The organism is Ignisphaera sp. (assembly GCA_038831005.1).
Classification (GTDB): domain Archaea; phylum Thermoproteota; class Thermoprotei_A; order Sulfolobales; family Ignisphaeraceae; genus Ignisphaera.
This window is the reverse complement of the sequence record JAWBKZ010000002.1, coordinates 186,343-200,084: the sequence shown is the minus strand read 5'-3', so window position 1 is coordinate 200,084 and position 13,742 is coordinate 186,343. Positions and strand designations below refer to the sequence as shown.

General features: G+C 34.4%; 13 protein-coding genes. 10 read left to right on the top strand and 3 right to left on the bottom strand.

Features of this window, described 5'->3' with window-relative positions; translation table 11 throughout:
• The first annotated feature begins 85 nt into the window (after positions 1 to 85).
• The 4 genes from QXK50_02700 to QXK50_02685 all read left to right on the top strand — a co-directional run bounded on the left by QXK50_02700 (position 86) and on the right by QXK50_02685 (position 3,215).
• Positions 86 to 535 carry a PadR family transcriptional regulator gene (locus QXK50_02700; GenBank protein MEM2008071.1) on the top strand — a complete coding sequence of 150 codons (450 nt, stop codon included), beginning with the start codon at positions 86 to 88 and terminating at the stop codon, positions 533 to 535.
• A 2-nt stretch (positions 536 to 537) separates the two neighbouring features.
• Positions 538 to 1,512: an ATP-binding cassette domain-containing protein gene (locus QXK50_02695; GenBank protein ID MEM2008070.1), complete on the top strand. Its 975-nt coding sequence runs from the start codon at positions 538 to 540 to the stop codon at positions 1,510 to 1,512.
• 7 nt (positions 1,513 to 1,519) lie between these two features.
• Entirely contained in the window at positions 1,520 to 2,395 is an 876-nt protein-coding gene (locus QXK50_02690) for an ABC transporter permease (GenBank protein MEM2008069.1), read from the top strand.
• A gap of 115 nt (positions 2,396 to 2,510) precedes the next feature.
• Complete coding sequence (locus QXK50_02685) at positions 2,511 to 3,215, top strand: DUF72 domain-containing protein (protein MEM2008068.1); 705 nt, start codon at positions 2,511 to 2,513, stop codon at positions 3,213 to 3,215.
• A 62-nt stretch (positions 3,216 to 3,277) separates the two neighbouring features.
• Here the strand turns inward: QXK50_02685 and QXK50_02680 are convergent, their stop codons facing one another.
• Both QXK50_02680 and QXK50_02675 read right to left on the bottom strand, forming a co-directional pair.
• Complete coding sequence (locus QXK50_02680; protein ID MEM2008067.1) at positions 3,278 to 4,570, bottom strand: DUF58 domain-containing protein; 1,293 nt, start codon at positions 4,568 to 4,570, stop codon at positions 3,278 to 3,280.
• A gap of 10 nt (positions 4,571 to 4,580) precedes the next feature.
• Positions 4,581 to 5,525 (bottom strand): MoxR family ATPase, encoded by a 945-nt coding sequence (locus QXK50_02675; GenBank protein ID MEM2008066.1) that lies wholly within the window; start codon positions 5,523 to 5,525, stop codon positions 4,581 to 4,583.
• Positions 5,526 to 5,580: 55 nt separating this feature from the next.
• Between QXK50_02675 and QXK50_02670 the strand changes: the two genes are divergently transcribed.
• The 6 genes from QXK50_02670 to QXK50_02645 all read left to right on the top strand — a co-directional run bounded on the left by QXK50_02670 (position 5,581) and on the right by QXK50_02645 (position 12,907).
• On the top strand, positions 5,581 to 7,350 hold the full coding sequence (locus QXK50_02670) for a hypothetical protein (GenBank protein MEM2008065.1): 1,770 nt from the start codon (positions 5,581 to 5,583) through the stop codon (positions 7,348 to 7,350).
• Positions 7,343 to 7,840, top strand: coding sequence for a hypothetical protein (locus QXK50_02665; protein ID MEM2008064.1), 498 nt, complete (start codon positions 7,343 to 7,345; stop codon positions 7,838 to 7,840). The genes QXK50_02670 and QXK50_02665 overlap by 8 nt, the downstream gene beginning before the upstream one ends.
• A gap of 1 nt (position 7,841) precedes the next feature.
• A complete protein-coding gene (locus QXK50_02660) occupies positions 7,842 to 8,006 on the top strand; it encodes a hypothetical protein (GenBank protein MEM2008063.1) in 165 nt (54 codons plus the stop codon).
• Positions 8,003 to 9,202, top strand: a complete 1,200-nt coding sequence (locus QXK50_02655) for a hypothetical protein (protein ID MEM2008062.1) — start codon at positions 8,003 to 8,005, stop codon at positions 9,200 to 9,202. The genes QXK50_02660 and QXK50_02655 overlap by 4 nt, the downstream gene beginning before the upstream one ends.
• Before the next feature lie 46 nt (positions 9,203 to 9,248).
• Entirely contained in the window at positions 9,249 to 9,707 is a 459-nt protein-coding gene (locus QXK50_02650) for an Lrp/AsnC family transcriptional regulator (GenBank protein ID MEM2008061.1), read from the top strand.
• Between the two features lie 77 nt (positions 9,708 to 9,784).
• A complete protein-coding gene (locus QXK50_02645) occupies positions 9,785 to 12,907 on the top strand; it encodes a DEAD/DEAH box helicase (protein ID MEM2008060.1) in 3,123 nt (1,040 codons plus the stop codon).
• Between the two features lie 40 nt (positions 12,908 to 12,947).
• On the opposite strand, the gene QXK50_02640 is transcribed toward QXK50_02645, so the two are convergent.
• On the bottom strand, positions 12,948 to 13,265 hold the full coding sequence (locus QXK50_02640) for a hypothetical protein (GenBank protein MEM2008059.1): 318 nt from the start codon (positions 13,263 to 13,265) through the stop codon (positions 12,948 to 12,950).
• Positions 13,266 to 13,742 lie beyond the last annotated feature (477 nt).

Sequence of the window (13,742 nt, the reverse complement as noted above, 5' to 3'; positions counted from 1 at the left end):
GTTTCTACATATTCGCGAAGAACACTTATATTTTCTCTTTACGTATTTCTGATGATAGTACTCGAGATATATCTGGAGATATATTATGAGACCTATGGATAGAGGGATAGCTAAAGCTTTTGTCCTTAAGCTTCTTGTAGAGAGACCTCTAAATGGTTATGAGATTATGAAGAGAATTAATGAGATCACAGGTTTTGTTCCAAGTCCCGGCCACATATATATGCTGCTTAAGAAACTTGAGAAAGAGGATCTAGTTGATGTTACTGTAACTTATTTTGGTGGAAGAAGAGTTAGACTGTATAAGCTTTCAGAGAAAGGTAGAAAGTTTCTTGAAGATAATAAGGATTTAGTTAATCGTGTTGATATATATATCGAGCGTTTCAGAAGAGCAAAAGAGATAGAGTTGCATAAGCTTCTGAAAGTTGCTTATAATATCTTTGGGTCTCTCGACAGAATGTCTAACGAGAAGATCGAGTATCTCAGGAATGTTATAGAGAACTTTGTTAAAGATATCAATAAGGTTATAGGTTGGTAGAAATGGATATAGTTGCTGTTGAAAATCTCGTTAAGAAATTCAAAGATGTAGTTGCTGTTAATGGTATAAGCTTTAAGATCAGGAGAGGCGAGATATATGCTCTTTTAGGTCCTAATGGAGCTGGAAAAACAACAACTATCCATATAATAGCTACAATACTTAAACCAACAAGCGGAAATGTTTTTGTAGCTGGATACGATGTTGTTGAGAATCCAGATAAGGTTAGGAAACACATAGGCATAGTGTTTCAGGATCCTAGTCTAGATCTAGATCTAACTGCATATGATAATATGTATATTCATGGAAAACTCTATGGACTGAGGGGTCCAGAACTTGAGAAGAAGATAATGAATTTACTGGAATTTGTTGAACTAAAGGAATATGCATCTAAATATGTAAGATACTTTAGTGGAGGTATGAGGAGAAGACTTGAGATAGCTAGAGGTCTTCTTCATGAACCAGAGTTGCTGATTCTAGATGAACCAACTATTGGTTTAGATCCCCAATCTAGGGCAAGGATATGGGACTACATAAAAAGATTGAAGAAAGAGAAAGATATGACCATACTGATGACCACACACTATATGGATGAAGCTGAAGAACTTGCGCATAGGATAGCTATAATGGATCACGGAAAAATTATAGCTGAGGGTAGTGTTGAAGAGCTTAAGTCTATGATTGGAAGCGATGTTATATATGTAACTTTGGATAATAGAAATATAGATATATGTGAAACTATAAAGTTCGTTAATAGCTGTAGATGGATTTCATTAGATAGAGTAGAAATTGTTGTAGATAATGCTTCAAAAGCTCTCCCAGAGATATTCTCAATAGTAGATAGACTAGGGGTTAAAGTTAAAGAAGTGAGTTACCGTAGACCTACACTAAATGAGGTATTTCTACATCTAACTGGTAAAGAACTTAGAGATTCACTTGAATCAACATCTATTCCACCTAGATTCAGAATATGGAGGTGACATGAGAATGAGCTTAGACTTATCTCCCTTTATAGCAATGGTATATAGACATGTAAAGAGATGGTGGAGTGCAAGATCTAGAGTGATTTCTGTCTTTCTGAATCCTCTTCTATGGATGATATTCATGGGTCTTGGAATGAGTACAGTATTCACGTTTACACCAAAAGATGTAGCTCCTCCAGGTATTGACGCTTTACCCAATGTAGGTAACATTATGGATACTATAGCTAAATACGTTCAGCAGATGGTCAATAGTAGGTTTGGAGGACTTGATTATGCAACATTCATGGTTAGCGGTATGGCCACTATGTCTGTGTTTATGGGTAGCTTTATAGCTGGGATAAGCGTTATATGGGATAAACAATTTGGGTTTCTTAAAGAATCGCTTGTAGCTCCAGCACCTAGAGGTGTAGTAATTCTGGGAAGAATAGTTGGAGATTCTATCATAAACACCTTTAACGGTTTTGTAGTAATGTGTATAGGATTCACAATATCACGTTCGTTAAATCCCCTAGGAGTACTTGTATCTCTTCCCTATCTATTCATAACCTCAATAGCATTTACGTCTCTCGGAATAGTAATAGCATTGAAATTGGCAAGTATAGAAGGATTTCAGATGATCATCAACATATTCAATATGCCTGTAATGTTCTTAAGTGGCGTATTCTATCCTATAACAACTATGCCGGAATGGATGAAACATGTAGCAATATTTAATCCCCTCAGCTATACTGTACACGGTGTAAGATACTGGCTTACAGGTGCAGATGTGGGTATTCCTCCAATGAATCCTTTACTAGATCTAGCAGTACTTACCTTCACCTCTATAGTATTTGCTTATAGTGCTTCAAAGATATTTGAAAAAACAACTCTAGAGGATTAAGAATCTAGAGCCAATATGATGACTATTTCAATCTACATAAAACACTTAAACAAAATTGGAACAAAAGCTAAACTTTAATTCCATCTCTAGATCTAGAATTTTTGGATGTAGATCTATGGAGATATTTATAGGTACTTCTGGATGGCTATATGATTGGAATATCGATGGAACTCTCAATTGGTATTTACAGAACTCTAGACTTAATGCTATTGAACTTAATGCCTCTTTTTATCGATTCCCTTTCCGTAATCAAGTATCGAGTTGGGCTAAGAAAACATCGATCTACGGTATCAGATGGGCTGTTAAGGTGTTTAGAGGTATAACTCATTACAGAAAACTTAGCTATAAAGCTATAGACATATGGAGGAAATTCTATGAGTTATTCACCCCTCTTGATATGTATATAGACTTCTATTTATTTCAAATGCCCCCTAATTTTGTTGCATCTGATGAAAATATTGAGAAACTAAAGCAGTTTGCAAAAATTGTTGCACTTGGTGAAAGACTCGCTATTGAGTTTAGGCATAACAGTTGGTTCAACGTTATTGACCAGCTCAAGAAATTTAATGCAACAATAGTTTCAATAGATTCGCCTATTGGTAGATGGATTGTATCTTCCAACAATATAGTCTATATGAGACTGCATGGAAGTTACACATGGTATGCTTATGAATACAGCTATGAAGAACTCGAAGATATAGCTAGAAGAATTGTAGAATTGAACCCTAAGAAAATATACGTGTTTTTCAATAATGATCACTGGATGCTGGAAAATGCTAGAACCATGATGTCTATATTGACTCGTATTAATAAGATTTGAGAAATCAATGCATTAATCCATATGTTTACTACACGATCTCGATATCTCTGATGTAGAGTTTGCTAGAACTTTAGATATGCTGTTGGAAGATACACATCACCTACCTTAAGAGTATGGATGATATTCTTCAACCTTGTGGCTTCCTTCTGGAGCATATCTACATCAGCAATTTCAACTCTAGCTGTATACATAAACCTTATAGCTAGTGGTGTTGTGAGAAGTACTTTAACTTTATGTTTTTGTTGATTAAGCGTTCTATATATATTCGCAATACTGTCTATATCCATACTATCTAGAGGATCTACCACTAAAAACACTATACAGGGTTCTCTACAGACATCTCTTGCAACTGTTTGTGTAAACCATCTAAGTAACCTATTACTACTACTATACCTATCAATATCTATAAGCCACTCTATTTCCGACAGAATTCTGTAGACTTCATAAAGTCTAGATCTATCAATAACTGTAGACATCTTGATGTTTCTCTCCGTTATGACACCCAATACTATGTTCATTCCCTTGGACAAAAGACTTTCAACAACATCTATCACAAGCTTTACCAGATATAGAAGTGGAGCTGGTTCACCGACAAAGAAGTCTTTATGTATAGACACTATTACTAGTGCGTTTCTATATACCTTATGTTCATATTCTTTAACCATGAGTTTACCTACTCTAGCTGTAGCCTTCCAATGAATTCTTCTATGATCATCACCAGACGTAAACTCTCTTATACTCATCACCTCAGCTCCTACCCCTTTTCTTTTCGAAGATCTGCCTTCAAATATCTGTAGATACGGTAAAACTAGCTCGATATTGAATCTAGGTACATGTTTTGTAGGAGCAAAACGTATTTCTTTAGCTATATCGAAGTCTATATTGAGTTCCGCTCTATGTATAGATAATGGTGTTGAAACCTCTATTCTATAGCCATAAACTTTGTGCATACCTGGATAACCAGTTACATATAGATCTATGTATCCTTCATCATTGATTCTCCATCTACTAATCCATAAACCTCTATCGCTCTTTATTTCAATGTTGTTGATAACAATAAATCTGAATATTCTACTATGACTAAAAATAATCTTCATACCTAATTCCATACCCTCAACAGATGTCAATACATCTTTTTGCTCTACCTCTATATCAATTCTATTTAGATTTTGCAGTAACGCTATAGATGTTATTACAAAGAATGTGTCTGTAATTAGTAGGTAAAGCAAAAGAGTGTTCCCAATAGGATATCCTAAACCTACTCCATCAACAACCATATATGTAAGTAGAGTAGATACTACCAGTATATAAAAGCCTTTGCCAATGACTATTCTATCTATCCTATGCTTCAGCATCCATATACCCTTAAGGTCGGGGAACTTCAACATTTGCTAGAATCTCTTGAACAATCCTTTCACCAGTATATCCTTCTGCTAAAAATTCTGGTTTTATTAGAAATCTATGCGCAAGTGCAGGTACAGCAGCATTCTTTACATCGTCTGGTATTACATAATCTCGTTCATCAGCTAAAGCAAACTCTTTAGCTAGCTGAAGAAGCATTAGAGCTCCTCTAGGTGTTATTCCTAATTGAACTGCTTCATGTCTATGACTATACTCGAATATATTCGCGATATACTCGAATATAGAGCTATCTACATAGACTTTCTCTATCTCTTTAGATGCATTAATTATATCGTTAACATCTGCTACAGGTTTTAGATACCAATACTCTTTCTCAATGATTTTCAAATCTCTTTTAAGTAGGTTCATCAAGGCAACTCTATCAAGCAGACCCATAGTCAGTTTTATATAGAATCGATCTAGTTGAGCTTCTGGCAATGGAAATGTACCTTCATGTTCTATAGGGTTCTGTGTAGCTAATACAACAAAGGGTCTAGGTAGAGCTATAGTTTCACCATCTATTGTAACCTGTCTTTCCTGCATAGCTTCAAGTAAAGCACTCTGAGTCCTTGGAGAAGCTCTATTTATCTCATCAACAAGAAGAATGTTAGTAAATATAGGCCCGATTTTTGTCTCGAAATCACCTATCTTCTGATTATATACTTTGCTACCGATTATATCAGATGGAAGGGTATCTATAGTGCATTGAACTCTTGAGAACTTCAGATTAAGTAGTTTTGCTACAACCTTAGCTGTTAGTGTTTTAGCTATCCCGGGTACACCCTCTATAAGTACATGACCTTCAGCTATAACCGAGAAAACAATCATTGTCACATGTTTTTCTCTTGCAACAAGTACTTTAGCAGATTCTTCAACAACATTTTTGATAATCTTACTAAATATCGTCATTTTTTACAACAAATTATTAACTTTGTTAAACGTATATAAGCTGATGTGAATAAACGTGCATATTCGTGCTAAGGCAATCATCCTCATAATAATTGTCTTAACATCTATTTGTTCAACATACTCTATAGCATATGCCCTAGATACCACTAGACATTCAGAAACTATTTCTGAAGTAGCTACAAAAGATCTATATTCATTCGAAGTACTATTTAGATGGCTTAATTCTGTAAATATTTCGCGATACCGTGATATCAAGGTGCATAGTTATAGAGATTTAAAGAACAATGCCATACACATATTTAACCATATATATACAGAACCCTCATTATCGATTTTCATTGGAGCTCTTCAGCTTAGGACTCTAAAGAGATTTGCTTATGGATCAAGCAATATAGACGATAGAGATATCTTAAACCTTATACTGACTATCACAGCTAACTTCAACATATCGATAAGTAGTGGTAGAACATGTGGAAATCCCTTTGCTAATCTCTTGCTGAATATACTCTATGGAGATAGCCATTGTAGGTATCGCTATAGCGATCTAGATACATTGATTGAGTATCTAGTTCTTTTAGGGGAGAATGTATCACAAGAATACTTATTCTCGATCATAAGCAAGATTTACACAATAAAGATGGCCCTCCAAGGCAGAGGAATATATAGAGACACTCTAGAGAACATCATGGACAAACTATTATACGAAGAATCTATTGTTGTATACCTATTCCTAGAAGATTTCTTGTCTAAATCGAACATCAATATAATTGAACGAAATCCATACTCATCAGTAGAACAAATACTAATTGAGACTAACAAAAATGAGGTTCGTAAACCTCTAACTATTCAAGATGTTGAATATATACTTAGTAAAGCTATAGCTTTGGCTTCAAGTCTCAAAGAGAAGGGAATAACCATATCTACTGAAGATATTCCTAAGATAATTAGCTATGTTATGAGTATAGATTCAGACAAGATAATAGCTTTACTAGATAGCATAGAGTTTAGTGAAAGATTAAGAGATATGCCTATCGAAATCGTGTATACACCTACATATGTTAACTATTCAGATAGTGAAAACTTTGTAAATAACTTAACATACATTGGCATACCATTTAATCTTATTGATATGTATAGCAAAGAGAATGCCACATTATTTAGCGATCTCTCAAACAGTACCGACATCAACTTAAAGTTCTTTACTGATATCGATACAAAAATACCAGACTATATAGAGAATGTTGAGAAAAAGCTCAGCAAATATATTGAAAAGGTTAATAGTATCAATATCGATATAGTTGTGTCAATAGATACTGATGCCACATCAATACAGAGCTCTATAGAGCAAGATAATATTGTGGAAATAGGTAGAGATGTATCTAACCCTCTACTCTATACTATACCATTGACTATCTATATAACATTTTCTACAGGTATAGCAGTAACTATCTTAGTGATAGTCGGAAGAAAACATCTTCTAAGGTATATATTAAGATTACTATCTATAAGTAATACTTCTATTGACAATATTGAAAGAAACGTACATAGTCAATCACATTTCGATCTATTTTGGAACCTTATATATAGTATTGCTCATGTTTTCGATGTAAAGATAAGTAACAATGAGACACATAGAGAAATATATAGCAAGATACTACATAAATTAGGTAACTCAGATAAGGAATACAAAGATCTATTAAAAGACATAGTTAAAGGTTATGAGACTCTTCGTTTTAGTAGAGATATAATTGATAGAGAGACATGGCTAAAATCTATTATTAAAATGATTAAACTCATAGAACATAGGGATAGACTCAATGTCTAGAAGAGGTAGAGATATTATACTTATTTTACTGACTTTAGCATTTTTGTTGACACTTACATTAATGTCTAAGAATTACACATATCTAGAGTTAGTGTTTACATTAGCTTTAGTTATTCCCTCAACCTACTTACTGATCTATACAGCTCTATCTCTTTACCTAGGCATATCTTTTGAGCCTCCTATCAAGATCTGTATATCGCTTAGAGGATTGTTTAAGAGCATCAGTTACAGTACTACTGTAACTTTGTTCGGTATAGCTATCGATAGTATCATTACTGCAGTACTCGGTAGATCGTTGATATCGGTTTTGAGTGTAGCTCTAGTTATATCTCTTATATTGTATGTATCAAGAAAAGTCAATCCTTGTAAAAGAATTATGACAATACTGTCTATGTCTATCGCCATACTTATACCACTCTATTTGTTCAGATGGATAGATGAAGATATAGGTGCTCTGGATATCATTCTAGCAATGTTTGAAGGTGGTTAACGTGGGTAGAGATATTAGGGGAACCAATTATCTTCTGTATTTAGCTGTATTAGTGATATTAATCGCTATAGTTCTAGCCATTTTTCAAAGATATGTTGCCTCCCTTATATCTCTTGGATGTGCAATAGTGTTGATGTCGCTTCTTAATAGTGGGTGTAGAGAATGAGGTTGAAATGGTTTATCATTCTACTAGTTATATCTGTAATTCTTTTAATAGCCTTTGAGAACAGAGCTAAAGGTATCACATTTAGAGGTGCTTCTCCTTATAACCATAGATGGGACGGCACCTCTAACTTTGTTAGATATCTAGCTAAAAATTATGGAGATGTTATCTTAGTCGATAGCTGGATTGATGCTGAATCAACTCTGCAGAACCATCTTGTCCAAGACTATAGTTGTAGGCTAATGATCTTTATATCGCCAGAAAAAGCCTATAGCGATAATGATATAAATATTATTGCAAGACTTTTTCTGAAGCATGGTTTCAGTATAGTTATTCTTGATGAAGGCCCTTACGCAAATAGGATACTAGATTCCTTAGATGTACCTGTCAAGATAAATGCATTTAATTATGTAAAGATGTATAAATCTGTTTACAGATATGCAGAAGATATTGTTTCTGGCTACATAGATATTGACTATAGATATGATGTAGTATTTTCTTATGTGTCAACGGTATCTATATACAATCAATCTCTATGTAGACCTATAGCATACGCTACAGATAGTGTTGTTGGTGCATTATGTGATCTTAATGTAGGTATGGTTTTTGTCCTAGGAGATGGATCAATAGTAACTAATGCTGCAATACCTTCTATAAACAAAATAAATGTTTACACAATAGTTGTAGATAGCCTTATTAACAAGCTTTGTAAAGGTAATGTATCTAGAGTCTTGTTTTTAGTTGATTCATCTAGGTATAGCCTTAGACCATTGCTTCCAGAAGAAATGATTGAATATGGATATAGCGGTCTAAAGACTCTCGGAATGATGCTTAATCCGTTTCGGTATATCTATGTATATGCTGTTAATGGTGATCCTACACTATTTCCTCTACTTCTAATAGTGTTATCTATTTTGATCGCTATGGTTATTCTCTACAATCATCGATTCTTGAAGCGCAAAGAAGAACCTATATCTATAGTCCCCCTATATAGATCAGGATACGATAGAAGAATTCTTATGCTTATTGTTGATAGATGTAGAGAAAGTCAAGATTGCATTAGAATGCTACCTTGTATAGTTAAGAAGAAGCTTAATAGAAAATGCATCAAAGAGTTGAATATGTATTTATCGAAGAATAAATCATTTAGGAAAAAGATACTAGATACAATTCTATTTACTTCAACATCCAAGCACTAACTAAGATTTTGAACCCTCTACACACCACATAGTTTAGGTGTGTTTAGTGTCTACAGAGACACTTGATGATGTCGATAAAGAGATACTAAAGATACTTATAGAAGATTGTAGCTTAAGTGTTCGCAAGATATCTCGTAGAGTAGGTAAATCACCAACCATTGTATCTAAGAAGATCCAAAAGTTGAAGAAACTGGGGCTCATTAAGAAATGTACTGCTGTTGTAGACTATAAGAAGCTAGGCTATAGCTTAATGGCTCTAATACTGCTTAATGTTGATGGAGCTCATATAGAGGATATTGAAAGGAATATATCTATTGAGGGTAATGTTAGAGGTGTTTACGATATAACTGGAGAATATGATATAGCTATTATGGCTTTGTTTAAAGATGTTGAAGATCTGGATAGATTTATTAAGAGGATTCTTAAGAATCCGCACATAAAGGGTAGTGTAACTAGTGTGATATTTAAGGCCGTTAAAGATGATATACATGTAGCCACAATATAGACTTCATGATGATTGTGGTGGGCTCTGAAAGATGATGTCACGAATCCTCTCTGAAGATAATACACTCGGTGTTCTTGGTGAAGATAACAGATAGCGAATACTTTTTGAAGAATCTTGGTTACGATTATGTAAAGAATGTTGAATCACCTCTACAACCCACTAGAACAAACGTTAAATTTATAGATATAGTTCCCGAGCTAGAGACTATCGGCATAGAGCTAGCTCAAGAATATCTCTACGAACATCAACTAATGACACTAAATCTTCTTCGAGAAGGATACAATGTTATCCTTAAGGCTGGTACTGGTTCAGGTAAGACTGAAAGCTGGTACCTCTATTTCCACGAAAAAGCAAAGAACGGAACGTTTAAGGCTATAGCTGTATATCCAACACTAGCACTAGCGAACGATCAGATCAAAAGAATATCACTATACTCTTCTTCAGCAGGTATATCTGTTACGAAAATAGATGCTCTACAAAGAGACGAAATTATACAGAAAATAGGTAAGTATGGGCTTAGGAAAACACTTGCATCTGCAAACCTTGTAATAACGAATCCTGCATTTCTTTTCCACGAAATTAAGAAACTCCTCATAACCCCTACAGAATGTGTACTCGATTTAAGGAAACTAAATCTATTTGTTATCGATGAATTTGATTTCTATAGCCCAAGAAGTATAGCATTAATACTAGCTATGATAAAGATCTTAACGAAGTATAGCGATGAAAAACCACAAATAGTAATCCTGACAGCAACTCTAGCAAATCCTGAAGATATATGTAGATATCTAGAAGATGTAACAAACAGAAAATGTGTTATAGTTGATGGCAAGCCATTTAGAGTCGAGAATAGACTCTACATAATCTTGGGAAAAAATCTTGAAAATATTTGGAATAGTATCAAAAGATATAGCAGCGATGTTGTAAAGAGAAGTGATGTAGATAAAGATATCATTGAGGCTCTCAATGATTTCGAGATATTTAGAAAGAATGTATATAGAGTTCTTCAGTATCTTGAAGCATTAGGTTATGAAACACCTTCAATATCTATAGATCTAAAAGAAGTGCTATCAAATTATGTAAATGATGATGGTGTTACGCTTGTCTTTACTAAAAGTATTGCACGTGCTGATGAAATTACCAGAAATTTGAGAGAATCTATAGGAGATGTTGTAGCAGCTCATCATCACTTAATTCCTAAAAAGGATCGAGAAATCATTGAAGAGAAAGCTAGAAGAGATGAAATAAAGATTATTGTGAGTCCTAGAACATTAAGCCAAGGAATAGATATAGGTACTGTTGTTAGAATAGTACATATCGGGTTACCTGAAAGTGTTAGAGAATTTCTGCAAAGAGAGGGCAGGAAAGGTAGAAGAAAAGGTATACCCTTCTCGGAATCGTTAATCATACCATCGACGCGTTGGGATTGGGAGCTACTTTCAAAAGGTATGAATGCATTTGAACGATGGCTCCAATTACAACTAGAAAAAACTATAATAAATCCCAATAATAAGTATATACATTTGTTTACAGGTTTAGCAAAGGTTCTCTCTCCATGGTATAGAGAAAAAATTACTGAAGAAGAACACAGAGTCCTAAAAGCTGTAAAAGTGGTTAAAGGTAACGGATCTATAGATGTGGATAAAGCTAAATGGATATGGGAAAGACTCAACTTCTATGAATTTGGTCCTCCGTATGGTATCAAGAGATATATGGAGGAAGATGGAAGACTTATACCTCTCGAGCCTATAGGTCATTGCGATCTTGTTGAACGTTTTCAGAAAGGCTGTATAGATATTTCGCAAGACGCTATAGTTAAGCATGTCGAGAGTGGTAAAAGCCATAGAATTGCTAGAGCCGTTGTAGAGACTAAACTCAGTAGATTCAGTTTCTATAGCGATGATGCTATTGCTGAAGCACTAGAGGAGTATAGATACATAAAATCTTTGTGGAGAGAAGAAACAAACATACTTAAAGATATAGCGAGAGGTAAGTTGTATAGCTATGTTCTTGCTGTTGTCTATACACCTAAACAAGGTTTCGGCGAATACAGAAAGGTTCCAAACAGAGTGATATGGTACCTCATTTCAAGTAAACCGAGGATATCGAGAATCGGTGATAAACATGTCGTTTCATACGATAGAAAAACTGTATATGTTCCTGTTGAAACAGTTGGTCTATACCAAGACTATACCTATGGATTTCTCATTGAGGTTGATGAAAGAGAAGATTCAACGCTACTTAGACTAGGTCTCGCCTATCTAATGGTTCTGCTTAGGAAATTATACGGAATACCTCTCGAAACCATTATGTATAGCGTTGGCAAAATAGGAGAAAAGAAGTTCTTTGAAATACATGAACCTGAAGCTGCAGGACTTATAGATAGCCTAGATTGGAGCAGAATTCGAAAAGATATAGAGACATATAGTCCAGAGGATATAGATCTGATCCTGTTGTTACAGTTAGATGATATAGCTTATGCTGATCTTCTATCCATAGGTATAGATCTTAATACCGTTAGGGATATAGCTATCAGGATTATAGACTATATACTGCTAAGGGAAAGAGTTGCAGCTATATTCAGGAACAAAAAGATAATCATACCTAAGCCTAGTAGAGCTCTCAAGATCGTTACTCTCGACGGTATTGGTCAGATAATCGATGAAGATGAAGCTATACGTAGAGCTATAGTAGGTCTTAGTGTATATGATGGAGAATCCACTAAAACTGTTGTAGATCTCTACGTAATGTATCCTTTCACACCACCTCCCAAATCTCTTAGAGATTTTGAGGTAGAAGTTGAGGATCTAGTTATGTATAACGATATGAAGCTAATAGTCTATGATAAAGATGTAGCAGTTAAAGAACTTGAAGCTATAGGTCTAAAGAGATTGGCTAGAACTATTAATGATTATGGATATAGCTTAAGAGAAGAATTACTGAAGATAGGGATCAATCCCGTATCACTTACTACAGTAGCTTCAGAGCTGGTGATCGAGGGTATGGAGATAGACCTAGAGAGTATAGATGTAGCTAAGCTTCAGAAGATCTATATGGATTTCATTAAAGAAAGAGGTGAAAATATAAAGAATATTCCTCAAAATATTGCATCATATATCAAAAGATATCTTGAAGCTAAATCAAAACTTTTATACACAATACATCTAGTAGCACAAACCATGCCACAATACATCAACTAGCTTTAGCTAATGTATCAGCTTTGTATTGAATAAAATATCTCTATAGTTTCTTAGACAACACTCCTTTTTTGAGCAATGAGCTTACGAGTCTTTCAACTCTAGATTCAGTAAGAGCAGAAGTATCAAATCCTTGACTCTTTAGATAGTCTATAACGTTTATATAGAGATCATTTATGTTGTATCTAGTTAGGATGCTACCTGTAACATTGATTATAGCATCAACTATATCTTCATTACTTGGAAATCTAGCTCTACCTTTACCTCTAGACTTCTTACTAAATCTCTCTTCATACTCTTTAACCTCCTTAACCAAATCTTCTGGAAGAAAATCATCATATCTACCGATATTATCTGACATAAATCTCGAGCCTTACGAGCAGAAGATATAGTGATAGCTGAGGTATATGTATTTTTCTCTCATTATACTGAATGTTAAAGATCACATATGGGTGAGGATTTTCACCTACTCTCGTTATCTCTTGATGTAGCTACATATAGTAAACATTTAATTAATTATTCAAAAATAAACTCATAATCGCTAAAGATGTTTTCTCATTCTTCCTAGGATCATCTCTTAATAATTCTATCCATATTGTTAGACAAATTCCCTAGTCTTCAACAATATACATACCTTTGCATCTCCATCATTATAACTTTTATCCTATCATGTTATTCCTGAATTCGTACTAGACATGAATCTATTCTCTTGATTAAGGAAAACATTTATTGTGAAGTAATGAATGTAGCGGTGAATACGTCCCTGCTTTACTCATCCAGAGCCGTCTTTCGGCTCAGTTGTAAAGCCATACATATCGTAACTTTTCTGGCAGATAAA